At 51.2% G+C, this 25451-nt stretch carries 34 protein-coding genes; 3 read left to right on the top strand and 31 right to left on the bottom strand.

Translation table 11 applies throughout. From position 1 onward, the window contains the following. Positions 1–25: 25 nt before the first annotated feature. The 21 genes from HBUT_RS06910 to HBUT_RS06810 form a co-directional block, all read right to left on the bottom strand. Positions 26–571: a 50S ribosomal protein L30 gene (locus HBUT_RS06910; RefSeq protein ID WP_048061861.1), complete on the bottom strand. Its 546-nt coding sequence runs from the start codon at positions 569–571 to the stop codon at positions 26–28. Between the two features lie 40 nt (positions 572–611). Continuing rightward, positions 612–1253, bottom strand: a complete 642-nt coding sequence (locus tag HBUT_RS06905) for a 30S ribosomal protein S5 (protein ID WP_011822468.1) — start codon at positions 1251–1253, stop codon at positions 612–614. A gap of 5 nt (positions 1254–1258) precedes the next feature. Next, positions 1259–1894 (bottom strand): 50S ribosomal protein L18, encoded by a 636-nt coding sequence (locus HBUT_RS06900; RefSeq protein WP_011822467.1) that lies wholly within the window; start codon positions 1892–1894, stop codon positions 1259–1261. Positions 1895–2046: 152 nt separating this feature from the next. Further along, positions 2047–2508, bottom strand: coding sequence for a 50S ribosomal protein L19e (locus HBUT_RS06895; RefSeq protein WP_011822466.1), 462 nt, complete (start codon positions 2506–2508; stop codon positions 2047–2049). 44 nt (positions 2509–2552) lie between these two features. Continuing rightward, entirely contained in the window at positions 2553–2921 is a 369-nt protein-coding gene (locus HBUT_RS06890; RefSeq protein WP_011822465.1) for a 50S ribosomal protein L32e, read from the bottom strand. Further along, positions 2921–3481, bottom strand: a complete 561-nt coding sequence (locus tag HBUT_RS06885; protein WP_011822464.1) for a 50S ribosomal protein L6 — start codon at positions 3479–3481, stop codon at positions 2921–2923. The genes HBUT_RS06890 and HBUT_RS06885 overlap by 1 nt, the downstream gene beginning before the upstream one ends. A gap of 159 nt (positions 3482–3640) precedes the next feature. Next, on the bottom strand, positions 3641–4042 hold the full coding sequence (locus tag HBUT_RS06880; protein ID WP_011822463.1) for a 30S ribosomal protein S8: 402 nt from the start codon (positions 4040–4042) through the stop codon (positions 3641–3643). Between the two features lie 16 nt (positions 4043–4058). After that, complete coding sequence (locus HBUT_RS06875) at positions 4059–4223, bottom strand: 30S ribosomal protein S14 (protein WP_048061539.1); 165 nt, start codon at positions 4221–4223, stop codon at positions 4059–4061. 40 nt (positions 4224–4263) lie between these two features. Further along, complete coding sequence (locus tag HBUT_RS06870; RefSeq protein ID WP_011822461.1) at positions 4264–4854, bottom strand: 50S ribosomal protein L5; 591 nt, start codon at positions 4852–4854, stop codon at positions 4264–4266. Beyond that, positions 4851–5618: a 30S ribosomal protein S4e gene (locus HBUT_RS06865; protein ID WP_011822460.1), complete on the bottom strand. Its 768-nt coding sequence runs from the start codon at positions 5616–5618 to the stop codon at positions 4851–4853. The genes HBUT_RS06870 and HBUT_RS06865 overlap by 4 nt, the downstream gene beginning before the upstream one ends. Positions 5619–5643: 25 nt before the next feature. Further along, the gene (gene rplX / locus HBUT_RS06860; protein WP_011822459.1) at positions 5644–6093 is read right to left on the bottom strand and encodes a 50S ribosomal protein L24; all 450 of its coding nucleotides are present in this window, start codon (positions 6091–6093) and stop codon (positions 5644–5646) included. Between the two features lie 26 nt (positions 6094–6119). Next, complete coding sequence (locus HBUT_RS06855; protein ID WP_011822458.1) at positions 6120–6536, bottom strand: 50S ribosomal protein L14; 417 nt, start codon at positions 6534–6536, stop codon at positions 6120–6122. A 66-nt stretch (positions 6537–6602) separates the two neighbouring features. Beyond that, positions 6603–6953 carry a 30S ribosomal protein S17 gene (locus HBUT_RS06850; RefSeq protein WP_011822457.1) on the bottom strand — a complete coding sequence of 117 codons (351 nt, stop codon included), beginning with the start codon at positions 6951–6953 and terminating at the stop codon, positions 6603–6605. After that, positions 6913–7248 (bottom strand): ribonuclease P protein component 1, encoded by a 336-nt coding sequence (locus tag HBUT_RS06845; protein WP_011822456.1) that lies wholly within the window; start codon positions 7246–7248, stop codon positions 6913–6915. Before HBUT_RS06845 ends, HBUT_RS06850 begins: the two co-directional genes overlap by 41 nt. A gap of 29 nt (positions 7249–7277) precedes the next feature. Continuing rightward, positions 7278–7511 carry a 50S ribosomal protein L29 gene (rpmC, locus tag HBUT_RS06840; protein ID WP_011822455.1) on the bottom strand — a complete coding sequence of 78 codons (234 nt, stop codon included), beginning with the start codon at positions 7509–7511 and terminating at the stop codon, positions 7278–7280. 6 nt (positions 7512–7517) lie between these two features. Next, positions 7518–8261: a 30S ribosomal protein S3 gene (locus HBUT_RS06835; RefSeq protein WP_011822454.1), complete on the bottom strand. Its 744-nt coding sequence runs from the start codon at positions 8259–8261 to the stop codon at positions 7518–7520. Between the two features lie 2 nt (positions 8262–8263). Next, the gene (locus HBUT_RS06830) at positions 8264–8734 is read right to left on the bottom strand and encodes a 50S ribosomal protein L22 (RefSeq protein WP_011822453.1); all 471 of its coding nucleotides are present in this window, start codon (positions 8732–8734) and stop codon (positions 8264–8266) included. Positions 8735–9166: 432 nt separating this feature from the next. After that, a complete protein-coding gene (locus HBUT_RS06825) occupies positions 9167–9433 on the bottom strand; it encodes a 50S ribosomal protein L23 (protein WP_011822452.1) in 267 nt (88 codons plus the stop codon). A 30-nt stretch (positions 9434–9463) separates the two neighbouring features. Beyond that, the gene (rpl4p, locus tag HBUT_RS06820; protein WP_011822451.1) at positions 9464–10297 is read right to left on the bottom strand and encodes a 50S ribosomal protein L4; all 834 of its coding nucleotides are present in this window, start codon (positions 10295–10297) and stop codon (positions 9464–9466) included. Between the two features lie 47 nt (positions 10298–10344). Beyond that, positions 10345–11388, bottom strand: coding sequence for a 50S ribosomal protein L3 (locus HBUT_RS06815; protein ID WP_048061538.1), 1044 nt, complete (start codon positions 11386–11388; stop codon positions 10345–10347). A gap of 99 nt (positions 11389–11487) precedes the next feature. Next, positions 11488–12330 carry a putative RNA uridine N3 methyltransferase gene (locus HBUT_RS06810; RefSeq protein WP_011822449.1) on the bottom strand — a complete coding sequence of 281 codons (843 nt, stop codon included), beginning with the start codon at positions 12328–12330 and terminating at the stop codon, positions 11488–11490. A 455-nt stretch (positions 12331–12785) separates the two neighbouring features. On the opposite strand from HBUT_RS06810, the gene HBUT_RS06805 reads away from it, so the two are divergent. Further along, positions 12786–13379 (top strand): YkgJ family cysteine cluster protein, encoded by a 594-nt coding sequence (locus tag HBUT_RS06805; protein ID WP_011822448.1) that lies wholly within the window; start codon positions 12786–12788, stop codon positions 13377–13379. Positions 13380–13382: 3 nt separating this feature from the next. Then, entirely contained in the window at positions 13383–13646 is a 264-nt protein-coding gene (locus HBUT_RS06800) for a hypothetical protein (RefSeq protein ID WP_011822447.1), read from the top strand. Here HBUT_RS06800 and HBUT_RS06795 read toward each other — a convergent pair. Next, complete coding sequence (locus tag HBUT_RS06795) at positions 13643–15652, bottom strand: VWA domain-containing protein (protein WP_153801410.1); 2010 nt, start codon at positions 15650–15652, stop codon at positions 13643–13645. The genes HBUT_RS06800 and HBUT_RS06795 overlap by 4 nt on opposite strands. Then, positions 15612–16613, bottom strand: a complete 1002-nt coding sequence (locus tag HBUT_RS06790; RefSeq protein ID WP_011822445.1) for an AAA family ATPase — start codon at positions 16611–16613, stop codon at positions 15612–15614. The genes HBUT_RS06795 and HBUT_RS06790 overlap by 41 nt, the downstream gene beginning before the upstream one ends. A 143-nt stretch (positions 16614–16756) precedes the next feature. Between HBUT_RS06790 and HBUT_RS06785 the strand changes: the two genes are divergently transcribed. Further along, complete coding sequence (locus HBUT_RS06785; protein WP_048061537.1) at positions 16757–17251, top strand: hypothetical protein; 495 nt, start codon at positions 16757–16759, stop codon at positions 17249–17251. A 38-nt stretch (positions 17252–17289) separates the two neighbouring features. Here the strand turns inward: HBUT_RS06785 and HBUT_RS06780 are convergent, their stop codons facing one another. The 8 genes from HBUT_RS06780 to HBUT_RS06750 form a co-directional block, all read right to left on the bottom strand. Further along, positions 17290–17850, bottom strand: coding sequence for a class I SAM-dependent methyltransferase (locus HBUT_RS06780; RefSeq protein WP_011822443.1), 561 nt, complete (start codon positions 17848–17850; stop codon positions 17290–17292). Between the two features lie 123 nt (positions 17851–17973). Further along, a complete protein-coding gene (locus tag HBUT_RS06775; RefSeq protein WP_011822442.1) occupies positions 17974–18441 on the bottom strand; it encodes a 30S ribosomal protein S19 in 468 nt (155 codons plus the stop codon). A gap of 46 nt (positions 18442–18487) precedes the next feature. Next, the gene (locus HBUT_RS06770; protein WP_011822441.1) at positions 18488–19204 is read right to left on the bottom strand and encodes a 50S ribosomal protein L2; all 717 of its coding nucleotides are present in this window, start codon (positions 19202–19204) and stop codon (positions 18488–18490) included. A 34-nt stretch (positions 19205–19238) separates the two neighbouring features. Beyond that, positions 19239–20579, bottom strand: coding sequence for a type IV secretory system conjugative DNA transfer family protein (locus HBUT_RS06765; RefSeq protein WP_048061536.1), 1341 nt, complete (start codon positions 20577–20579; stop codon positions 19239–19241). After that, positions 20580–20762: a hypothetical protein gene (locus HBUT_RS09575; RefSeq protein ID WP_153801409.1), complete on the bottom strand. Its 183-nt coding sequence runs from the start codon at positions 20760–20762 to the stop codon at positions 20580–20582. 11 nt (positions 20763–20773) lie between these two features. Further along, positions 20774–22216, bottom strand: coding sequence for a hypothetical protein (locus HBUT_RS06760; RefSeq protein WP_011822439.1), 1443 nt, complete (start codon positions 22214–22216; stop codon positions 20774–20776). 15 nt (positions 22217–22231) lie between these two features. Next, complete coding sequence (gene cedA1 / locus HBUT_RS06755; RefSeq protein ID WP_048061535.1) at positions 22232–22495, bottom strand: DNA import protein CedA1; 264 nt, start codon at positions 22493–22495, stop codon at positions 22232–22234. Positions 22496–22565: 70 nt separating this feature from the next. After that, entirely contained in the window at positions 22566–25433 is a 2868-nt protein-coding gene (locus HBUT_RS06750) for a DEAD/DEAH box helicase (RefSeq protein ID WP_011822438.1), read from the bottom strand. Between the last annotated feature and the right edge of the window lie 18 nt (positions 25434–25451).

The raw sequence follows: 25451 nt of genomic DNA, 5'->3' as shown, positions 1-25451 counted from the left end.
GGCACCCCCACAGTGCCTAGCCTTGTTAGAGCATGCGTCTTATAAGCTCGTTTATCGCTGGCCCGCGGTAGCCTAGCTCGCCGCCTGCGCCATAGGGCTTCTTGATGCTGCCCTTGAAGCCGCCTCTTGGCGGGTGTAGCCGGAATACCGGCTTGATTATCCATATCTTCTTCTGCTTGTCGTAGAGCTTGTGGAGCATTATTTCTCCCTTGAGCAGCTTGTCGGCAAGCTCCTCTATACCGCCCTTGAGCCCTAGCTTCTCCTGTACATACTCGTCTGTTAGAGGCTTGTTACCAGATATCCTGCCCCTCCTCCTCAACAGCTCTACCAGCGTATCACGGTCTATTTCGCCCCATGTAACCCAGTCCTTCACCTTATGTATCATCCTTTCGATGCCCGGCAGCGTCGACGGGTAGAGTACTAGGTGGAACTTACGGTGTAGCCTTAGCAGCTTAAGCGTATACTCGACGTCTGGGTGTACATCGACGCGGCCACGTATCCTTATTATCGCGTAGAGCTTTACCTGCTTCTGTCCCTCCTCTTTCTTCTCAGCCTCGCGTGCAGCAGCCACAGCCGTCACTCCTCACTCACCCCCAGAGCCCCTGCTCTGCCTAGGTGCGCGCCCAGTCTAGTGGTGTTACGAACTTGTATGTCTGTTTGAGCGCGTTGTAGGTTGCCTTGACAAAGTTTATGGTTGTCCTAGTGTCTCCCTTGGTGAAGCTCCAGACATCCCTTATACCTGCAAGCCTCAGCACAACCTTAGCAGCGTCACCTGCCACCAGCCCGGTACCCCTCGGCGCTGGCTTTAGGATCACCTCAACGCTGCCACTCTTCCCCCGCACCGTGAAGGGTACGCTGTGTGGCTCGCTGCAGAGACACTCCCAGCTGCCGCAGCCTCTGCGGACAGGGATTATGTTGAGCTTTGCGTTGCGTATAGCCTTCTCTATAGCCACGGCTAGCTGCCTGGCCTTACCCTGGCCCACACCCACAAAACCGTTCTCATTACCTATGACGACGACTACCCTGAACCTGTTAATCCTACCTGCATCAGTCATCTTCTGCACGAGCCTAACATCGACAGTCTCGGACTTCAGCTCCGGGCCTATTAGGTAGTCTACTATCTCGGGCTCCAGTATTGGCAGGTTCTTCTCGAAGATTTCTGAGAGGCTGCGTATACGCCCCTCCTTCACTAGCCTGCCAACGTAGGTTCTCGGCTGCCATTCCTGCTCCAGCTCATAGGGCGAGAGGCTCATCGCTATCACGCCTCCACAGCAGCTTCTGCCTTAACCTTCTCAAGAACCTCACGGTACTCCTCTAGGATTTTATTCTTAACCTCCTCAAAGTGCTGCGGCAGGTCCTCAGGGTTTAAGCCACGGGCGAGGTATAGGCTAAACCGTTTCTCGTAGAGCTCCGGGTTCTGCTCCTTCAGCATTGCAGCATACTTTGCTATGTGCTCGCCACGTATACGGTACTCCTCGGGGAGCACCTCCTCGCTGTGAGGTATCTCCAGGCCAGCATCCAGGGCGCCCTTGAGAGCTGCGAAGACGCGAGCACCACGCGTCGGCCTGTGCAGGCCAATGTCGAGAACTGCGTAGGTTATGCCGGCCTTGAGTGCACGAAGCGCTGCTAGGAGCCCAGTCAGGTAGGCAGCAGGAGTGTTCTTGGTGCCACCCAGCCAGCCATACTTCTTTACCAGCTCCCTGCTATGAGCAGCTGCCACCGTGACGTCACCCTGGGGCTTAGCTATTATCACTTGTACCCAGATGTACTGGTTAGTCCTCCTGACAACGAACCTGGGCTTACCCGAGAGAACCATTACGTAGCGCTTGTAGTAGTTTGTCTTACCCTCCCTCCGCCTACGCCTGGGCACCTTGTAGCGAGGGCCATGCGCCATAATGCTCCACCACAGTGCCCCTCTAGCCTAGCACCCAGAGCCGTGGAACCGAGGCCCCCACCCCTAATAAGCTGAGTAGGGGAGGGACCTCGGCGAGCCAGGAGAGGAGACAGGGAGCCAAATACTGGGCGAGACGTGTGGCTCAGCAACACCTACTTCTTCACGCTTGTAGGGTAGCCATGCTCCTCGAGCCAACGCTGCAGTGCCGAGAATGTTGGGAACATACCGCCCTTAGCCCACATGTACAGCTTCCTGTAAGTCTTCCTGTCTATCACGCCATGGTCGCGTAGGTAGCGTAGGTAGCGGCGTATCTTCCTTATCCTGTGCATCCACTCCTCCTTCGGATCCCTACGAGCAGTAGCATCACCCTTACGCCTGCCTGGACCGCGGTGCCTACCCTTCTTGCGTGCCTCGTGGCGCTCCCTCCACCTGCCCCTGGAGGGGCTATGGGTCGGCTTTACCTGTATGACACCCTCCTTTATTAGCCTCTTTATCTCCTCCCTAGTAATAGCGCTAGCTACATCCTCTATCCTTGATGGATCAATCCAGATCCTTGACACCCCTACACCGAGCACCTCAGCGGCTAGCCTCTTCTGCATGGAGAGGTCGGTCACACTACTTCACCCCACGTACCTATGCGTTTGCCACCCTAAACCCCTTAGGCTTTTGCCTTCTCTATAATCTCGAGCCGCTTGCGTAGCCCAACACCCGAGGCTATATAGACTATGTGTCTCGCTGGGTCGAGCCTATCAAGCTCAGCTGGATTTGAGACTGTTACTGGCTGCAGCCCAGTCGGGTGTAGCCCACGTACAGCTGCTGGGCTACGGTAGCCAACCTCGACTATCGGCGGTCGCCCCTTGAGCCTTAGCCTCATCGGGTTGTCTATGCCCTTAGGCTTCCTCCACTTCGGGTCATTCTTGAACTTGGGGAATTTCCACCATAGATTACGGAGGAACACGGGCTTCCTAGCCTTGAGCCTCCTACGTATGCGTAGGAGCCTCTCTATATCCTTCCCCTGCTCGACCATTACTCAGCCACCCCCTTCTCGTAGATGTATATGCCGTCTATGAAAACACGCCTATCCTTATCCTTAACCTTAGTCGCCTGCTCTATGTTTGCAGCAGTCTGACCAACCGCCTCTATATCTATACCCTCCACGATAACATCATCCTTCTGAACCTTAACAGTCACGCCTGGCATTATCTTCGCTATACGCGGCGCCTTCTCGCCGAGGAAGTTCTCGATTACCACCTTGTCACCCTGCACCTTAACTGTTACAGGGAAGTGCGAGTAGACTATCTTGAGCTTGTAACGGAATCCCTTCGTTACACCAGTAATCATGTTCTCGATGTGGGCAGCAATAGTACCCACAAGCGCCTTAACACGCCGGTTAGCGAAGTATGCCTCCACAACAACCTTCTTACCCTCCTCATCCTCGTCAAGCCTTATCACGATGTTCCTGGCGTGCGAGAAGTCCCGGGTAAGCTCGCCTTTAGGGCCCTTCACAGTCACCTTTAGCCCGTCAATGCTAACCTCAACGCCCTCCGGCACCCTAACCTCCTCAGCAACATACACCGCCTTAGCCAATACCTACACCCCAGCTCCGCGATGCTCTACCCCCTATTTAGAGCCTACCGCCTAACACCCAGTATCCACGATGCAGGAGGCATACGCGGCCCAGCGAGAACCTGAGAAGACATGTACTGGGAACAAGCGAAAACAAGGGTAGTGGAGTGGCTCTAGGGGCTAGTAGACATATGCCAGCAGGACGCCGCCTATCCTGCGCTGTATGGCTTCACGGTGAGACATTACGCCCTGGCTAGTAGATATTATTAGTATACCTATATCCCTGCTTGGCAGATACTTTCTCAGCCAGTCAGGCATCCTTATCAAGTCCTTGTACTTCACCGAGAACCTTGGCTTGATTACGCCTGCCTTGTTTATCCTGCCCAGCAGTCTAACCCTTATCTTGCCCCAGCGCCCATCATCTATATACTCGAACTCGCCTATGTAGCCCTCGCGCTGCATGACACGGAGCACGTTTGCTATAAGCTTTGAAGCAGGCATTATGATTACTTCTGGCTTAGCCCTCATCTCAGCATTTACGATTGCTGCCATTGCATTTGCAAGTGTGTCGAGCATGACCATCCCGGTTCACCCCTTATTACATGTACTTTCTGAAACCTAGGCTAACTGCTAGCTCGCGGAAACACTGCCTGCATAGCATTAGCCCATACTTCTTTATGACTGCATCGTGACTGCCGCAGCGCTGGCATCGATATGCTCCGCGCCCATACTTTACCACGCGCGGAGGCCTATACTTGCCCATATCATCCACCCCAGGCTACCCAGTCCCCCGGTGTACGGGTTTATTTTGGCTCTATGCTTACCCCGAATAGCTCGTGTAGTAGGAGCATTGCCTCCTCCTTTGTTACACGGTGCCTGCGTGGAACTCTGCTGCGGGCCCTCCGCCTCCTCATTACGCGGTAGCCTGGCCTCTCAATCGTAATCGCTATGTCCATGCCGAAGACTCCTATCTCGGGATCGTAGCGTACACCGGGTATCAGAATATGCTCCTTTATGCCGAACGAGACGTTGCCAAATTCATCAAACTGGCTCTCTCGCAGCTTATTACCTATTGCAGGCAGTACCCTCTTAAGGAACTCTATTGCCTTCTCGCCACGCAGCGTAACCATCGCTGCTATTGGTTCACCCTTCCTTATGCCGAAATCCCTTATAGTCTTCTTGGCCTTTCTGACGGCCGGCTTTTGTCCTGTAAGCATCTCGAGAACCTTGATAGCCTTCTGCAGCCTCTCACCAGACTCGCCAACACCAATATTGACTGTAACCTTTACTATCCTTGGCTTTAGCATTGGATTGCTATCCCACTTGCGGTGTATCTCCTCTATCTGCTCCGGAGTGAGGGGTATGCGTGCCTGCGTGGTAACTGCCGCCGTCACTTCCACGCACCCTCCGGTAGGCTTATCCAGGGCTCCTCGTTGGGCGGAGCTATGACGAATACGTACTCAAGGCTTGTCTGTATCTTCTCGCCCCTTGCATCCTCTATTGTTACTATTCCGCGGCGCCTCATGCCAGGCTGTATCGAGACTATGCGGCCTACACGGCCAACGTTGCGACCGCCAAAGATTATCACTAGGCTACCAACCTCGAGCGGAGCGTAGCCTAGGAGTTGCTGTTCTGGTATGGAGATCTTGACTGTGCCTAGCGTCTTGTACGGCTTGGCCTCCACGGGGTTTGTCGGGTCAGATACCCTAATGAGCACGTTTCGGCCATCGTGTAGGTGTAGCTGGATGTGGCCACCCTTGACCGTGCTCTTGTCCTCTATCCTACCCAGCTTGAACTGCGCCTCCTCCTTCGATATCGGGTGTAGGGTGAAGAACCTTGTTGGATATGGTAGGACGCGGTAGAACTCACCAGTGTCAACTATCTCTATCACATCCATGAAGCCGACTGGGTACTTGTAGTTCCTCCTAACCCTCCCGTCGATCTTGAAGTGGCCCTCTGCTATTAGCTTCCTTGCCTCTCTAGCAGTCTTAGCGTAGCCCAGCACATCGCGGACCAGTATGAGTAGAGGTATCGACCGCTCTATCGGGTGGGGCCCCGGCGACGGCTTAACCGTAAATATGCCAGCACGCTGCCTTACAGGCCAGAACTTTGGCGCAGCCAGCGTCTTTAGGTGCCTCCTACCACCCATTCGCGCCATAACCTTACCACCTCAAACCCGGTGCTTAGCTAGCCTTCCCCTCCTCCCCTATAGCTTCAGCTGAGCCCCCCGCCGCTGCCTTCATTAGTGCTAGCTGTAGCTCACGCTGCCTCCTCTTCCTCTCTATTATCTGCCTCCTCCTCTCATCGTCAAGGTTTAGTGAGACTATCATAACGTTGGAGGGGTGTATCGGGTAGTAGCGAGGCTCACCCCTAGCATTGGTGATCGTTACGCCCTCAACGAATATCCGCATGCGGCGCAGGTCTACACGTACAACCTTGCCACGGTGCCCCTTGAAGTCGCCACGCATTATTACAACTTCGTCACCAACCCTTACTGGAAGGCTACGAATGCCATACTGCTTCCTCAGCTCGGGGCTTAGCGGTGCAGCCATAAGCTTCTGCCGCTTGTGGAGGGGAGCGTTGAAGAGCGCGCGACGCTGCTTCCTGGGCTGCGAAGACTTAACCCACCGCATATACACAACACCCCAGGCTAGGCGCCTTAGATTATTATGCTGGCTATGTTGGCAACCTTTGGCCAGCGCTCAGCAGCCTCTCTAGCCACGGGGCCACGTATCTCGCTGCCCTTTGGCGTACCATCCGGGCTCACTATGACCACTGCATTGTCCTCGAAAGCTATCCAGGTGCCGTCGGGGCGGCGGTAGGGCCTCCTCTGCCTGATGACTATCGCTCTCACAACCTGCTTCCTCATCTCCGGTGTACCCTTCTTCACAGTCACAACTACCATGTCGCCAACCGCTGCTGGTGGTATACGGCGCAGCCTACCCTTGTAGCCAATAACGCCTATTATCATTGCCTCCTTAGCACCACTGTTATCGGCTACCTTCACATAGCTGCCAACCTGTAGACCTGCAGCTATGTGCCTGCGTGGACCAGCTCCAGCAGCACCCTTGGGCATGCTATTCCACCCACCCGCGTTGGGGCTATGCGTAGCGGACGCCTAGTAATAGGGTTTCCCGCCAAGCTAGCTCAACGGCTTCTTTCCTACAACGCCAAGCACTACGAAGTGTACTGTCTTTGCTAGCGGCCTAGTCTCGCCAATGATTACTATGTCTCCTGGCTGCGCGTTGATGCATGGCGGGTTGTGGGCGTGTATCCTGCTACGGCGCCTCTCATACCTCTTGTACTTCCTGTCGTAGTAAAGGTACTCCCTCTCTACAACCACAGTATTCTTCATCTTGTTCTTGATAACTACACCGGTGAGTATGAGGCCTCTAACCCTAACCTTACCGTGCCACGGACACTTGGGGTCGTTGCAGGTTCGCTCTGGGGGCTTAACCCCTGGTATACCTACGTTTCTCACCCGCACGGACAAGCCATCCTACCCCCTTTAGCCTACCCAGCCTCTTAACACGCTCAGCTAGACTCCCGGCTATTTCCTCTCCTCTAACAACAACCCAGGAGCCCCCAGGCAGCTGGAAGAGGAAAATAGAGTTTGCCTTTAGTACACGAACCCTCCGCCCATCCCTCGTCTCGACGACTAGACTGTGCCTAGTCTCCTCAACAACTACGCCCTCGAGACCGCGGAGGCCCGGGTCACTCGTAGCGAGGACGCGAGCGCGGAGACCTATGAGGCTGTGGAAAACAATGTTCCACGCAGTACGCTTCAAAACAAGCCCCCAGCGCCAAGACAGGAGTCCTAGCGTTTCCCCTTCTCGCCGCGCTGCTTTGCAAGCTCTTCCTCACGCATAACTGTCAAGATCCTGGCGATGGTCTTCCTGATAGCCCTTATGGCGCCGGGGTTTTCGAGAGTACCAACAGCCGCCTTGAGCCGGAGCTTTACCAGCTCCTCCTTCAGCTCCTGTAGCTTCTTTAGCCTCTCCTCTGGACTCATCTTCCGGATATCATCCGTCTTAATCATGTACTTAGCCATACACTATCACCCCTGCTTCTGACCCTGTTCCTCGAGAGGTGTATTTGGAGCCTCCCCTACAACCTCGCCCTGCTGTGCCACAGCTGCCGCAGCTTCTGCAGCCCTAGCTTTTTCGAGCTCGCTCCTAACCTGCTCTATGAACTCCTTAACCTCTTCAGGCTGCTTTATCCTCACGTAGTCACTGGGCTTTGCAGGCTTTACTATCATGACCTCTATGCCTAGAACACCAGGCTTAAGCGTGACATGCATTACTGCACGGTCAACCATGTACTCTACCTGGTGACCCGTAGTGTACACCTTGCCGCGGCGAACCTTCTCGTAGCGTGCACGCTCCGTACGCAGCTTACCGCTAATCACTATCTGCACGCCTATAGCTCCAGCGTTGAGGACACGTCTAGCCATGACGTTGGCCACTCGTCGGTAATAAGCGCCCCTCTCGAGGAGCACCGCTATCCTTGAAGCTACCACGCGGGCATTCAGATCAGGGTTTTCGACCCTCCTCACTGTTATCTGAGGGTTTGAGAGGCCAAACTCGTGCTCAAATATCGCTGCTAGCTGCCTTATGGTCTCGCCACGCCTACCAATAATCATTGCCGGCCTCTCAGCATATATTATCACGCGTGTACCGAGCGGAAACTGTATGATCTGCACACCAGCATAACCAGCACGGTAGAACCTCTTGGCTAGATACTCATCTATCTGCGTCTGCACCATAGCCTTCTTGATGAAGTACCTCTTTATGAGCACCACGGCTACTCCTCCTCCGCCACAACTATCTCTATATGGCTATACTTCTTGAACTTCGGCGTCGCCCTACCAAAGGCGCGGGGCATCCACCGCTTAAGCACCCTGCCCTTGTGAACAGCTATATGTACTATGCGGAGCCTTTCAGTGTCAAGCCCCTTAACCTCCGCGTTATTCGTAACATTGTCCAGCAGCCTCAACAGTATCTTAGCAGCCTTCACCGGGTACCTACCAATCGGCCACTTATACTTGGCAGCTAGGCCACGGTGGTGAGCTTGCTTCCCACTATACCTCCTCACAGGTATGGGCTCCTCGCCCCTAGCAACCCTCTCAAGGAAACGACGAGCCTCATCAACCTTCATACCCTTAAGGAGCCGAGCTAGCTCTACAATCTTCTTGTAGGATATAGGCGCATCCCATACCATAGCCTTAGCGGACTTCTCCTCGTCAACCCGTACTGAGTAATGCCATGTAGGCATTACCACACCACCCAGCCCAGCACCGCCCAGTACCACCCTTAATACCTGCCCATCCTCGCAGCAAACCCTAGAGCCCAATAAAATACGTTAAGGAGGCACCCACGACTATAGATACTGGGGGATGAACGAGCTGACCTGCACCGAACATTTACAGGCAAGGTGTGGAGTTGGATTGCGAGTGACCCCCAGCTCGGGCAGCCCCACAGCCAAAGACGCCTCCCCTTCCTAGGATTAGGATAGTACAAATCCAGGAGGTAGAGGATGGGTACACGAGAATAGCGAGAGCGAGTTGTGCGAGGGGCCTGACGCCTAGGGGTGGAGCCTCCGCGCGCTCACCGGGCCCCGGTACACGGGGCACTCGCGCGGGCTCCAGAATGAGTGATATAGTGTCCCACTAGCCAAAATAAGTTTGATGAAACAAGGCTAGGATGCTTAGAGTAGGCCAAGCCTTGCTGCTACATCTGCCGCGCTGTACTCTTTTGCAAGCTTTACATAGGCCTTCTTTTCGCCGCGCGGCGTTATCAGAGTGTTAACCTTGACAACCTTTACGCCAAACGCCTCCTCAACTGCTCTCTTAATGTCGTGCTTGGTTGCCTTTCTGTCAACTATGAACGTTAGCGTGTTCTGCTCCTCTATTAGCTTGAGCGCTTTTTCGCTCTGCACGGGCCTTATGATTATGTCCCAGGGCGTACGTGTCATACTTCGTCACCCCTCTACCGGCTAAGAGTGTTAGATCTGAAGGAGTATCGAGTCAAACCTCTTGCCTAGCTCTTCGAGGGCACTGCGGGTTATCACTGTGAGCCTGCCAGGCACTCCACCGGGTGCTAGCTGTAGCACATTAACATTCCATGGCTCAGCTACATCTACGCCGGGTAGCCCTGCTACGGCCCTCGCGAAGGAAGAGTTGTGGTTCGATACTATGAAGAGGATGCTCTTGGGCGTTATGTATCTCCTGCCACGCCTCTTACCCTTACCAGCACGTATCCTTGTCCTCTCCTTCGCCCTCTCAATGTCGCTCCAGACGCCCAGCTTTTCTAGCAGCAGTTTCGCCTCCTTGACCCTCGTAATGCTGGTTTCGACTTCGTCAACTACTATTACGGGGACTGTCTGTGCCGGAAACCTGTGGCCACGCTTCTCTACGAACTCCTTTCTTGCAGTTGCAGCTAGCGCTGAAGCTGTTGCAAGCTTCTTCTCCTTCTTGTTTATCTCCTCATGTATCTTCTTCTCGACCCTTGGCGGGTGCGCCAAATGACCGCCAACTGCCGAGTTTATGAATGCTGCTCTGCCTAGGCCGGGTATTCTCGGAACCCTAGCAATACCCAGGCCTACACCGAAGCTTCTAGCAGTAGTCCTCTTACCAGCTAGTGGATCCCTGCCCTTTGGCTGGAGTCTTGCTGTGAACTCCGAAAGGAATGCACGCCTTATGAGGTCTATGCGCACGGGGAGCCCGAAGACTCTGGGCAGCTGCACCTCCTCAGCTACACTGCCCTCTAGGTTGTATACTGGTACGCGAGGCGGCTGTGTCGCAAGCAGGAATATCATTGAGCCTATCTTCGACGCCAACGCCTACACCTCCTGGCCCACACGTTCACCGATTGGTGCGCCCTAGGCTAGTTGCCCTGCTTGCTTGCAAGGCTTATGTATGTTATCTTTGGTGGTGCCTCCGGCATCCAGCGTGGCCTTACCGGGTGCCTCAGCACTATTGGCCTCTTAGGTGTACCCGGTATACTGCCTGCTAGCAGTATGTAGGTGCTCCTAACAATGCCGTAGTGTAGGAAGCCGCCCGCTGGGGTGATTTCGAGGCCGTTGTCGCCTATCTTTAGTATGCGCTTGTTGTACTCTGTCCTGCGGTGGAAGCCCATCTGGCCTGGCTGTGGCACCTCGCTCCACGAGAATGATGTTGCTGGACCTCTTGTACCGGGGCCGCTCCTGCTACCCTTCCTGTGCTTGTGCCATCTCGGCAGCTCCTTGACACCAAACCTCTTGATTACACCCTGGAAGCCCTTACCCTTAGTCACAGCTATAACATCTACAAACTGCCCCTCGCGGAATACATCGGAGACCTTTAGCTCCGAGCCTAGCAGCTTAACTGCATAGTTGAAGCGGTCCTCTATGCTGCTGCCGCCACCGATCTTTATCTCTAGTAGGTCTGGCTTCTTCTTGCTGAGACCGCCAACGAGCCTAGGCTGTGTAGCTGCTATGATGCGGACATCATAGACCTTGTCTAGTAGGCCCTCAAGCTTCTTAACAGCCTTGTCCGGGTCTGGGAAGCGTAGCCTTGGAACTACACGGTATATGTCAAGGTTGTACTTTTCCACGAGCGTCTCGGGCTGAGCCCATGCCTCACTGAGCGTGTATAGGCCTATGTTGGGATCATAGCCGTAGACTCTTACCGCTGTGACAACCATTGGTGGCGCTTCGAGTACTGTGACGGGCATGAATATTTCTCTACCATGGGTTATTGAGCCCGGCTCATCATCTATTACATATACATGTGTCATGCCAACCTTGTATGCCAGGAATGCAAGCGGCAGCGGGTTCTCGCTCTGAACCTCCGGCCAACTCTTCACTCTAGGCACTAGCCTCGAGGCACGCTTACGCGGCCGGAGTCCTAAGCTTCCACGTCGAGGCGCATGCTTTTTTCGTGCACCCACTATGCATCACCGCCTATCCTTCCTAGCAACCCTACCCGAATCGCTGCACACAGCTAACCAGCGCTTTTTATCCCTAAGCCTCCCATAGGAGCTACGTGCCTAGCTGAGCACAAGGTTTAGCAACGCCAGCGTAGCTGCCACAGCCTCCTCAACCCGAACAGTCTTGGTGCCCTGTTGTGGGATAGTGTTAACCACATAGTCCACAAGATCCTCCAGTTTTAGGTTCTCAAGCTCAGCCAGCTCGTAGAGACCCAGGTCCGGTGCACCAAAGAGCACCAGTACTCCAGGCCCACTGGAGGACCTGGATCCTATCTGGGAGAGCAGCTCAGCGTCTACAAGCCTGCCCTTTCTACTAGTCGCTATACGTGTATAATTCCGATACTTTGATAGGAGTCGCGACAATCCTTCAACTATAGTTACCTTGAACCCATTGTAAACTAATTCATCCTCGACCGGCTCTACGATACCACGTTCGACGGACACTATACGCACCAGTATACGCTGGCCACGATGAAACCTGCCTCTAACCCATACGGGCTCCTCTAACCCAGCCTCAACAAGTGCTCGTCCACCAGAAGCCCTTAGAACCAGCGCTTGACGCACCTCTCCATCCACCGGACCTCCAACACCATGCGTTGGAAGCTGAAGTGGTGGAAGAAGGCTAGCGTAGCGTAACTCGGGCACGTTTGGTGGATAGATCTTCTTTCGGAGATATGGCGCAGTAACCATGTACTCCAGTATCTTTCTCATAAGTTCTGCATCACGCCAGTATGCAGGCCTATCAATATACACGATTGCCTCGTCGACACGGTAGACTGCAAAGAGTCTACCGAGGAGGCCAACCTTGATGGTCTTATGGCGTAGATCACCCTCGGTGGAAGTGTATGAGGCTGGTACAGCCGCTACTAGCTTCACTTTGCGTGGAGGCGGCTGCCACGACATCCTCACTACACCCCACAGAGAGGACGGAGAGGCTGTCAGGCTACCCGTTGTACACCAGAAAGATGAGAAACACAGAATCCGGATAGCTAGAAGCTTAAAAACTACCACTATGCTGTAGTTGCTACTTCGTCTTGCCCTTTCTCCGAGCCTGCTTGCTTGCCTTGCTTTCCTCACGTGTCATGAACAAGCTTGTGCGCTGCCTACCACCCATGCCTTGAGCACCTCCACTAGACGGAGGCAGAGCGAGTATGCCTAATAAATCCGTCCACAGCTCATGTGTCTATATGGCCAGTGATGTGTTTGCCGAGTGCTGAAGCGGGGCTACGTGCTGAAATACCCCTTCTACTGAGGCCCTCAGCCGGGTTCAACTCGTCACAGCCGCTGCGGGCTAGGCGTTTGCACCCCTCATCACGAGGTTCTAGTGGTATCATAGCACTGCTCTGTGGTGAGTAGCGTTGGCGGGGTCTGAGGCTAGCGGGAGTGTACCCAGGTTTACGTGCCTATTCTGTGATACTTGTTGCTTCTTCCGCGAGGAGTATGAGGCACCAGTCGTCTTTCCGTGGGAGAAGAGGGTTTTAGAGGACCTTGCGGAGGAGTACTCTGTAGCTGTCAGCTTTAAGCCTCTACAAGCCTACGCCAGCACAGACGGTGACTGCGTTGTATTGCTATATCGCTGGCTTATCAAGGGGTTTTGCCCGTTCTTCGACACCTCTACAAAACGGTGTAGGATTCACGGCGTAAAGCCACTCGCGTGTAGGATGTATCCATTGCTGCTCGAGATGCCCACTGGCAGACTTATGGTGTCACGTAAGTGCTTGTGGGTTGAGAAGGCTGGTGGAAAACTCCTAGAAATGCTAGCGGCTAAGCCCGAGCTTATAGCGAGGGTTTTCCCGGGAGAGTTTCAAGCTGCTACAGAGGTTCTAGTAGAGTGGCATAGCATCATGAGGTTTCTACGCGAGAAGGGTTTTGAGCCAGTAGCCGTGGAAGAGCTTAATTCCCGCTGCCGAAGGATATACGACATTGACGAGTATATTGCGAGGTTCGGCTAGGCCTTGACCCGGGCTGTGCGGGCTATTAGAGTGTTCTTTAACACCTACTACGAGGAGTCCGCTGAGAAGATATTATCAGCGCTTAAGAGCCTAGGCTACGACTTAAGAGTTGAACGTTCAAGGGTCGTACCGGAACTCTACTACGTTGATGTCAGGGTTGAGGACAACCTGGAGGAGGCGAAGAAGACTGTTGAGGAGGTAATTAGAAGAGCTGCTGACGATACCGTCTTTGGCATTAAAGTCTACGTGGTTGATGCTAGCCGCTAAGCAGCTATTAGCCTCCTTATAACACGAGCTACATCAGCTGGTTTTGACACCGTGTATAATTTTACAATACCAGTTATCCTCCTTGCCAACCGCGGATCCAACGTTGGCGGAGCTACTACCGCTATACGCCATCCAGACGTTCTCATACCTCGGAGTACCTCGTCAACAGATTTTCTGGATGGCACCGTTTGATGCAAGTCGCTTATCACCACCAGTTTTGAGGGTGCCAGCCCACGGGTTGACTCTTCGAGAGCGCGCACGACGTCTGTATAGCCTTCAAAGCTTGTCTTAAAGAGCAGGGATATTATTTTCGGGACAGATGCTTGTTCAAGCCTATCGATTACCCTTACCTCACTGTCGAAGAGGACTAGCCTTGTTATGGCTGGCGCGAGAGAAGCTGAGGCTAATAGCGCTGTTAGTGAATATTCACGCATGCTACCACTCTTGTCTAGTACCACGACGTAGCGTGCTGTCCTAACCCTCCTACGGTATATTGGAGTGTAGGGGTCAAAGCGGAGTATCCCGTAGATAGCCTTTCTAGCATCGAGTCTTCCACGGGTAACCGTATATTTCCGCCTCCTAGAGAGCCTTGGTCCCGTCGTCGATACTGCCCTCTTCCACGTTAGTAGAGCTAGCATTAACGCATACCTCTTTGTTTTCGGGTCACTACTTGCTGAAGCAACATCTGTTAGGAATTGTAGGGCCTGCCAAACTGGTAGCTGCCGCGTTAACCCCTTAAGAAGAGCATATGTGTTGCCTGTGCTTGCAGCATGTACTAGGCTAGCAAGGCTCCTAATCTCCCCCTCTATAATATTGCGTAGACGGTCTGGTATCTCGCTGCTTGCGGAATTGTATTCAGATACTAGCTTTTCGTACTCTGCAAGAGCCATGTCAAGATGAGCTGGGGCTTCCTCGGGCCTTGAGAGGCTTCGAATCAAACTCTCCCTTACCTGGACAGCTCTTGCTAGAAGCTGAGCTACACCAGTATGCTTTGCAAGCTCGAGCGCATAGGTTACTCCAAGCCTCGTGATGTAGTTGCGTAGGAATGTTTTCTGGCTCTGCTTAAGCCCGCTAGCATGTGCAAGTATTTCTGCTGCTCTCTGGGAGTCGTAGCTAGCAATCGACGACGCTATATCTAGGACTGTCTGGAAGCCATAGTCTTTTGCAGCTCTAGCTGCAAGGCGTGGATTACTACGAAGCAAACCTGCTAGAACACGACTATCCATACCTTCACGTCTTAAGATGTCGTATATCCTCTCAGGGTTTGGCGGTGTTTCTCCCTCAGCAATTTTCCGGCTAATTATGCCCGTTATTACCTTCTGCAGCCACTTCTCCCTGTGTAGATTACTGTATAGCTTCGCTAATGTCGCGAGATTCAGACTCTCAAGGTCGAGGTATTTGAGTAGCTCTGACCCCAGAAGGCTGGCGAGACTCGTGTTTCTAGCTATACTGTTTGCTATAGCTTCTGCGAGCGCATTATCTATATCTCCGTATCGCCTGGCTATCTCACCCATTATCCTCTTGGCCTTCTCCTGCGAGACAACATACTCGCCATGGCGACTACGCCTTATTATCCCTAGGAGTTTTAGCCTTGCATAAGCCGTGCGCGCCCTATCGCTTTTCTTTAGACTTGAAAGCTTGTGTCTTGATATTTTATCACCGTAATCTAGCCCTAGAGCTTCAAGATCCCTTTTGATCCGCTGCTCTACACTAGCTCTCCCAGCCTCAGGACCGATAATTACCCTCTTTACGGCCTCTACAACTACCTGCTCGTCTTCACCTCTCTTAGCATACACTGATGTGAATACTGCTACATAGTCTTCGAGTGATAGAGGCTTCGACGAGATGGCAGCGTAGAGTGCTAGCAGCCTAGCTGCGTCGACAACCTCGGAGGTTGAGACTCGTACACCTGCCCGGCGTGCAGCCTCCGCTACAGCGAGAGACAGTGCTTTGTAGTCAGCTTCTTCACCCTGGTTTTTGCCCAAAAACTTTTTCGAGTGCTTCATCAACTATGTCCTCCTCCCCTACACGCTTATACAACGTTATTACTGCTGCCTCAACAACGTCCCGCATCTCTACCTTATTCGCACCACGTAGCTTTGCGAGCCTACCAGCAATTCTTGCCCAGAGAACAGTATCCGAGGGACCTGGCTTATAGGCTGCCTTTTCGCGTAGAATGTTTACGGTCATTATCATGGCCTTGAGTAAGCTTGGTTCGAGTTCCACTTCTACGTCATATCTCAGCCTCACTATTTCCGCCTCCTCCTCGGGTGATGGGTATCTAAACGGTATTCTTACAACACGCCTTAGGAAGGCATCGCTCAGCTCATTCTGAGCAAAGTCCTCGGGGTTGCTGGTAAATATCATCTGGAACCCGATACCTCTAGCCCTAAACACTCTACGTATCTCCGGCACTATTATACGCCGCTTATCAATGATGTCTAGTAGGAGGTTCTGAAGCTCCTCGCTACTACGTCTTATCTCGTCTACTAGAACACCAGCATCAAGTATTAGGGCTGCAAGCAAGGGTCTTGGAATAAAACTCGCCTCGTTAAATCCATATCTTAGTGCCATGAGTGGGTGGAAGTCTCCTATAACCCTATACTCGTCGTAGTTCTCGCTACACGTTATTATGAATGCTTGTTTTCCCGCCCACAGTGTTAGTATGGCTTCAGCTATCTCCGTCTTACCAGTACCTGGGGGCCCTTCGAAAAGGACCGGCCTCCCTGCTAGAAATGCTGCTACAACAAGCTTTACCAAGTTCTCGCTCACGAGCAGCTTGTAGCGATCGCGGAGAAGCCTCTGTATCTCATAGGGGTTTCGAACAGGCTTGCCACTATACTCTGCTACCAGCTGGCCATAGATCTGCCTGACCTTCCCCTCAATATCAACAGCAGAAGACTCCCTCCCGCTACTCTCGCCGAGCCCCAGCCTGTAGAGTAACTCCTTCTCAACATCCCTTTCCACAATACCTCAACCCCCCATCAGAGCTACGTAGCTTACCCCTCTATTACTCCTAGCGGTTGTGAAAACCCTACAATGCGACCCGAGGTTATGCTGCTGGCTGAGAACTATATGCTGGGGTGTTATTCTATTGCTAGTCGGGGGTTATGGTGTCTTCTCCTAGCGAGGACAGAATTGTGTACAGTGTCTGGGTTAGACGCGGTCCTGACAGAATACACTACGACATGCTGTTTGAGGATGACGAGTTAAGGCTAGTCTATCTTGGAGAGTTTTGGGAGCGTATGAGGCCAAGAACGGGGCTTCAGCAACGCGTAGACATGTTCATATACTCGTTGAGGAAGAAGCGCCGACGCGTAGGCGAAGCTTCAGAGCCCTATGATATTGTGATAAGATACTGCGACATAAAAAGCTATAACATTTCTAAGCCCTCGCCAAGGCGAAGCATTGCGAAGAGAGCTGAAAGGCGTCCGGGAGGTCAGGAGGTTGAGCCCGCTAAGCTAGAGCTTGTGTTACGTAACGGTGAGCGTATTGTGATAGAGTTCTCGCCCAAAGTATACGAGCTTGTTAAGTCTATGGTTAAGAAGTATCTTGTGCCCGCAGTGGAGAGGTGTCAGCACGGGAATAATCCTTCCCTGCGATGATGCGAGCCCGATAGGCTGAGGAGGGATATGATGAGGGATCAACCAGCTGAGCTTTTCGTTTCTCGCATAAATACTATGTCCTTGCTGGTTTCGCAGAGTGTTAATCCATACTTCTTTGCTGCCGGCTTTATCATGGTGTTGCTCGCCTTCTTTAGACTTGACACGTAGGCTCTGATTCTTGTCACACGGTCTATCTCATTTACGCCTTGCTTTATGTCCTCGAGCAGGTCTATTACCGTGAATGAGAACGTGTAGTCTACCGACTTGCTTCTGAGAGGTATGTGTTCAGCATCAGCCTCTACTAGGTCGATGATATGGCCTATATTGAGCCTCTCTATTCTCTCTCTAGCCTTGTCTAGCATACAAGGTGTTAAGTCTAGACAGATGTAGGACTTGATTGTTTTTATCATGTTCTTCTCTTTGAGAAACTCGACAAACAATGCCGTTCCACATCCATCGTCAAGGATTATCCCTTTTATTCCTGGGGTTTTGCGTAGTGTACACTCATACTTTTCTCGCTGCTCCTCCCCATATAGCTCATCATAGTTTGCACAAGTAATGTTATATTTAAGCCTCATCATCTCCTTTCTAGATGCCACTGATCCGCAAGCCTCCAGCAGTCTGAAGGCTAGGACTATGACTGTAACATACTATGATTGGAGGCTAAGGTAGAGCGTACAATAGGGCGCAGAATAGCAGTAAAAATGGATAGTTCGCATTGGCTACTTGAGGGCTACGTGCAGCGTGCTCCTTGTAGCCTTTAGGCCTGGCTCGCCGTGCTGTACCTGCTTGCATGTTGGACTGAACTCGCCTAGATAGTGGCCTATCATTTCTGGGGTTATCTTTACTGGTATGAACTCTTTGCCATTGTAGACGGCTATTGTAAGACCAACCATTTCTGGAAGTATAATCATGTCCCTGACATGCGTCTTCACTACAACCTTCTTGCCCTGGAGCATCTTCTGCCTTGCCTTCCTAATCTTCCAGAGGAGGCGGCGCTGCGCGTCTGTTAGACCTCTTAGCAAGCTGCGGCGCTGCCTTGCTGGTAGGAGCTTTATGAACTGATCCATGGGCATTGCCAGTAGTTCTTCTAGCGTGTAGCCACGGTAGCGGAACTTCTTCCACTCTGGTGGCAGTGTTTCAAGCCACTTCTTCATTTCCTCATCGAGCCTTAGCTGTGTCTGGACCATCGAACCCCCTCCATCCCCCTCTATGCTGGGTGCTAATATACGATTATTACCTCTTCCTCCTGCCCGTTGAGCGTGCTGCTATGTGGCCTACCTTGCGGCCTGGTGGCGCATTACGGGATACCGTTGTTGGGAAGCTTGGGCTCTGGTGGCTGCCACCACCGTGTGGGTGGTTGACAGCGTTCATTGCTACGCCGCGTACGCGTGGCCACACGTGTGGCTTGGCACTCCACTTGTAGTAAGCTGCACCAGCCTTGAGCAGCGGCTTTTCGAGCCTACCTGCACCTGCCACTATGCCTATTGTCGCTCTTGCATCGTTTGGTACTTCCTTTACCTTACCGCTTGGCAGTTGTATTATCGTCTTGTTTCCGCTGCGCCCAAGGATTATTGCGTAGGTGCCATAGGCTCTGACGAGCTTTCCGCCATCACCAGGCCTTATTTCAATATTATATACCTGGGTACCCTCCGGTATCTTGCCTACCGGTAGTATGTTACCATTCACCGGCCTGGCATCAGGACCTATCTCTATTATCTGGCCAACATACATGCCCTCAGCTGCTGGGATGTAGAATTCATCCCCGTTTTCTAGCACTATATGTGCTAGTGGAACCCATCTACCAGGGTCGTGGACTAGTTCTACGACTCTGCCGCGTAGCGTTACAGGTGTTAGTGGCGGATACCTTGCTGGGGCCGGGTGCAGCCATGGCCGGCTTCTGTATAGTGGAGAGCCCTTACCTCTACGCTGTACTATTAGCCGCTTACCCATGTACCTACCACCTATCCCAGCCTATAGGGCGGCGCTAGGGAGGCCTCTTAACTGTTATCAGTGGTGGTTCAAGAACCCGGAAGGGTATTGCGATACTCGTATTGCTATACCTTATCAATGCCTCGCCGATATCTAGGTGTGTAAGGTGTTCTAGCGACCTAGGCTCTATACCGCTGTACCTCGCTACTAGGCTGATATAGCTTCTATCCTTTGAACCAAATACTATTACATTGCTAGTATTTGCCCAGTGTGTTGTCGTAAAGTCTCCAGGCTGCTGCGAAGCCATGATAACTGCTAACCCCCTGCTTCTACCCTCGCGAAGAGCTACGTTTAGTGCATGGGATCCAGCGAGTCTCCAAGCTTCATCAACAACCAGCACCGCGTAACGACTGCGCTCAAGTAGCTCTCTGACTTTGTCATGTACTATTCTTGACAAGTATTCTTCATCGCTATCATCAATGACCTCTACCACTTCACTGCAACCACAAAAAGAGTCTATGAGGCCAGCTAGGTCTCCCTTCGGGTCAACCACCACTACGCGATGCGGAAGCAACGCTAGTACTAGTGCTACAATTCTTCCAAGTAGATATGTCTTGCCTCGACCAGATGGACCCACTACGAGCGTGTGTCTAGCGCCATACTCGTCGTGGATTGGGAGAAATATTGGGAAGCCACCTGCAAGTAGGTCAACACCTATAGGTATTGATAGCTGCGATTCACGTGCAAACTCTAAAATACTAAGTGGTAAGGCTACTCTGCCAAGTTCCCTCAGAGCCTTACTGCCAGATAATACTGTCCCTCCACGTCTTGGAAAATTTCCCCCAAGTGATATGCTGGTTAGGGATATTTTGCAGCGATATGGCTGTAACATTGACTTTAGTGGCTTAAGCACAGCTGCTATCTCTGCACCACTATGCGACTTGCAGACGAGGAATACGAGTTGCAGGTTCACCGGATCCCTATACTTGTTTATTTCAGATCTAATAGCTTCTAGGAGCTCAAGCATTCTCTTTGCACGTGTATTGGCTGGATTTCTCTCAAGCTCAACCTGGTACATTATTAGCTTTGATTCTAGTAACCTGGTAGCAGCATTATAATCTACTTTGCGGCCAAGGACTATCACACCACAAATATTCTCTAGAGACATCACCTTCTCCAAGACACCGCGCATAAAGATAGACATTATGCACTCGGTTCCAGTAACAGCTATACCAACCAGGCACTCGGATCTGCTACCCACGCAATGACTATTGTTGTGCATGGATAGTTTTCTCGTAAATCCCACTCCCAATGATATGAGGCCTCGGCTGTTGAGCATGTTTACTAGTATAGCTGTAGCCCCAGCAGCAACTACGATGAGCGAGACCGGATCCATCTAGACTTCACCTCTTACAATTCTTATAAGGAGTAACGCAAGCATTATGGCATTGACAGTAGATATTGCTTGGAGGACAGTATTGTCGGAAAGTATACCAACTATAAACCCGTAAATAGCAATAACGAAGGCTATTATTGTTGATGTCTTGATATCGAGTTTTAGCTCAATACGCATACGCATCACCATTAACCTTAGTAATCAAATATAATCCTTGGTGAAAGTGCACCCAATAGTCTTGCAACTGCAAGCGTAACCATCGACATGACTGTTAAATACGAGAATACAGCAACAGGATATGCTATAAAGAACGTTATTAGCGTCAAAAGCTCTACAAGTGCACTTTTCTTGGGCTCTGCTACCCCTTCTTCAACCTGAAGTTCTGGTACAGCACCTCTACAAACCACATTAGCTTTGATTTCGAGCCTTGTAGACTCGTCTACACTAGCTCTATACTCTTTCTTAACCACCAGAATTCCATACCAAGGTACTAACTCTACAGATGTAAGCGTCATACTTGCATTAGACTCTAGGTCTACACTACACTGCTCTGGATAGGCAAGATATAACTGTAAAATGCTATTCGTGGGCAAACATACCAGCTTTACACCATTAACGTATCTCTCGAAGCCATCAATTTTGCATGATGCTGGTATTAACACACCGTGAGGACGTAAAAATACATAGTTCTCGGCTGCACGAAAATGTAGCTCATACTCTGCGGTTGAAAGCCTATAAGTTAGAGAGGCGTTATCAGGCAACTTGACGTAGGTTGGAATTAGGTGAACTAGGTACCCAAGATACTCCATGTAGACTATATAGTCTCCAGCCCTTATGTATTTGAATGGTCTATTTATGTAGTATGTTCCATCGTTATGCACTTTAAACCAATACCTTGTATCAGGGTCATCGGGCTTCATGAATAGTATAACGCCGCCAGCTGGATAGCCCCCATACTGGTCCGATATGGTGCCCCACATGTTTACATACATCGTAGAATTGTAAGTTGCTATATCATCATATGCTAGACCAATACTAGATAGTATAAGACCAATCCAATAAGGTAGAAATGGCAGCATAACATTGGCTACTAGTACGAATGCGAGTATTGATGCTCCTGCATTTCTACCGATTCTGAAGGGCATTGCTATAAGTGTTATCCCTAGTGCTGCAAGCTTAGCCTTGGCACCAATAAGGATTAGAGCCAATATCATTACCATGGTTGAGGATAGGATTATCCCGTATTGGAACATGTGGATTGGTAGGAGGATGACGCTCGCTACGTGGTGTAGGCTAACAGGTAGCATTGAGAGTGAAGTAATAAAAGCTCTTGCTATAAAGTTTACTGACATAACTATTGCGATTACGAGCTGCATGTAGGCCACGAGGGATTCTAGACTAATACCGCTATAGCCTGCCAGGCTATCTGAGAAGCTTAGTAGTAACGAGTACGTGAATATTAATATGGCAGCCCATATCGAGTCTTGTATAAGTATTGGTGCCCACTTTTTCAGCCTATAGATTGGCAGTGGCAGAGCATATATTAATACGCCAAGATAGTAAGTTAGGACTGCGAGCTGAGAAGCTATAGCTAGAAACTCTATGGGCTCTAACATTGTCAGACTGGGCTCTGTCATCATCAACCACCATGGCTAGGGCTGTGGAACGGTAGGGTTTGGAGCGACATTGCTAACTACGTAGGATATTAGTGCAAATATTGAGGAGCCCACAGCAAGCCAAAAGGCAGCCCATACTGCATCCTCTACGAGGTCTTGTCCTGTCCGTTTGAGCCGTGCAAACGGGATCGGTGCGCCCTTGAGTAGCCAGCCGATACTCCATGCTAGGAGGAACAAGCCCCAAGCAATGCTCACTATCCTAATGGTCAACATGTTTATGAATTCCGTTATGTCCGCCATTCCTTACCCTACTATTCCCGAGCCATCTAAACGCCTAACCGCCACAGACATAGCTGAAACTAACACTCGCCTATTTCTTCCTAAGCTTATACGCATACTTGTAATACTTTGCTTCAGCCTCTACAAGAGCCTTATAGAAGGCATCCTCGCTAAATACAAGTTTTTGCAATACACGCCTCGCCGTTGAAACACCTACACCACGAGCAACCAACGCCTCTACAGCATACCTGCCATAGTCCATTACTAGATTTGCAACCTCGATGTACTCGCGCATCCTCTTATTCTCGCTTCGCGATAGTCCAACACGTTTACGCTTCATAGCTAGCATGCTGGCATCTCTAGCTTTTTCCTCAACGGTTGTAACGTAGACTAGTTTTGATGAACAATTTGGACACTTTATCTCTTGAGGCAGCTCGGATACCCTACGCTGCCACTTGTAGCCACAGACCAGACATATGAGTATAACCTGTCTCGCTTTGATACGCCTCTTAACGGCTTCTGCAACAAGTGTTGCTGGCATCTGGGTTCTTACAACCCTATCGCTAAAAAGTGCCTCGGAGATAATGTCTTCCGTCAACGGTGAAGGATTACGCCTTGACACGGTGCTTATTAGAACATAACCCTTCCCGACATCTCGAAGCAGAGCCTTGACAACTTCTAGATTGCCTTTCCTATTCTCGAATTCTCTTAGGGCTTCAACACCAAGTATCGTGTTGGCGAGTTGAGCTACGACCCTCTTTAGCATTGAGGGGTCACGTGCCCTCCTTGATGCAGGGAGAGCACCAGCACGCTGAGCTACACGGTATAGTATCCAGCTGTATAGCCTGCTCTTCTTTACGGCTTCAACATACATTTCCTCTAATGTGCTGGGCGGTAGCTCTGCTAGCCTCTTGATAACCATCTCTACGAGTCCTGGTTCACTGCGTTCTGGAAGCTTAAGCACAATCGCGTAAGGTGTACTTGCCGATAATACGTTGTAACCCTTAATTTGCGATATGTAGTAGGCTAGGAGGTATTCTAACGACTTGTTACCCCTACTGCCAAGGAAAACATAGACAACATAAGTATCACCATAGTGTTCTACAAGTATCCTTCTATCGTGCGGTAGAAATCCTAGTTCACGCATAGCCTGTAGGAGCTTTTCACCAACGTAGCGGCGTGCCGTATCGCTAAGAGGGTACATGTCCAGAACTTCCGTGTGCCCCTCTCCGAATCTACGGAGAATACTAGCAACCTCTCTAGCAACGTTATGCTCTACAGGTATGAGATCGCCCTCCCATGCGGGGGGTATGAGTCTATCCTCGCTAGAAGGCTTAACACGAACCCCGTTTTCGTCAAAGCCTACAACCTCCCAAACTCTTCCTGCGAGCACAAACTTCTCGCCAACATCGAGCGAAGCCACAAACTCTTCATCAAGTAGTCCTATCCTCTTACCGCTAACCACATCATATACTGGATACTGAATGCTTTCCGTTATCATTGTTGAGTTGAAGTAATAGCTCATACACTTTCTCCCCGGATAGAGCTTGCCGTCACGTATGCGGATTATCCCAGCATGCTCCATGTAGGAGAGTACTGCCATAAACTCGTCAAAATCTAGGCCCTCATAGAATCCGCTCCTCGTCACTAGAAGGTATAGCTTGCCGATGTCTATACCAGGGTTTTCTATGACGGTACCAGCAACCTGGTGCACAAGGGCATCAAGCGGCGCATGCGGAGGCTTAAGCTTTTCAAGGTTACCTCTACTAGTTCTGGCAGCTATAACTGCAGACTCTAATACGTCGAAAAGATTACGCGAAGCTACAACAACACCCGCCGCAGCCTCCCCAGCGCGATGACGCGCACGGCCAACACGCTGAACGAGTTTAACAACCTGCCTAGGTGATAGGTATTGTACAACATAGCCAACATGACCGATGTCTATGCCTAGTTCGAGACTAGAAGTAGCAACTAGAGCCGCTATCTCGCCTTTGCGAAACCTTTCCTCTATGGACAGTCTGTGTTCCCTGCTAAGGCTCCCATGATGCACTTCAATACTATTCTCGCCTAGAACCTTCTTTAGGAGAGCGCCTATAAGCTCAGCCGTGTCACGCGTATTAGTGAATACTATGACCGATCCTTTCTCACGTATAACATTCGCTATATACGCAATACGATCAATTGTATCCTCGTAAAGCTCTTCGTTAAACTCCGAGAGTTCGAGTCCATTAACAGTATTGTCCCTGCTAGGCAAAACCACTCCTACATTATACTTTCTTGCCATACTAGCCTCAACAATGCGAACATACCTAGAGCCAAAGAGTTTACGGACAACAAGCTCAGGCTCGGCAACAGTTGCAGAAAGCCCTACAAGTTGTACCTTACCCTTAACATAGAGTGATATAGCACGTTCAAGCGCTAGGCTCAGCTCAGCACCTCTCTTGTCCCCAACGAGTTCGTGTACCTCATCAACTATAACGTACTTAAGCTCGCTTATCGCCTCCCTAAACTTCTCAACGCTAAGCAGGAAATAGAATGATTCAGGCGTAGTAATCATTATGTGCGGCGGATTCTCGAGAAATCTCCTCTTCTCGAGCTCCGTACTATCACCATGCCGTACTTCAAGCCTAAGTCCAACACTTGAAGCGAGCGATTTCATTCTCGCAAAGATGTCACGGTTTAAGCTACGGAGAGGCGTAATGTAAACCACATATATCTTCCCGGTAAACCCGCGCATAGGCAGGATGGAACTCATAGCAGGGAGGAGTGCAGCCTCAGTCTTACCACTACCTGTAGGAGCAACAATAAGTACATGGTTCCCACGAAGTATGAGCGGTATAGCCTTCTCCTGGATCTCTGTCGGCCTTATATACCCGTACCTAGGGAGTACCGCTCTAAGCACGGGGTGCAGTAGCCTAAACGCGCCCTGTACACTGGTCTGGCCAAAACCCCTGGGCAAGCCCTCCACAGCCTCGCA

The organism is Hyperthermus butylicus DSM 5456, assembly GCF_000015145.1.
Lineage (GTDB): Archaea > Thermoproteota > Thermoprotei_A > Sulfolobales > Pyrodictiaceae > Hyperthermus > Hyperthermus butylicus.
This window is presented reverse-complemented; position numbering and strand designations above follow the sequence as displayed.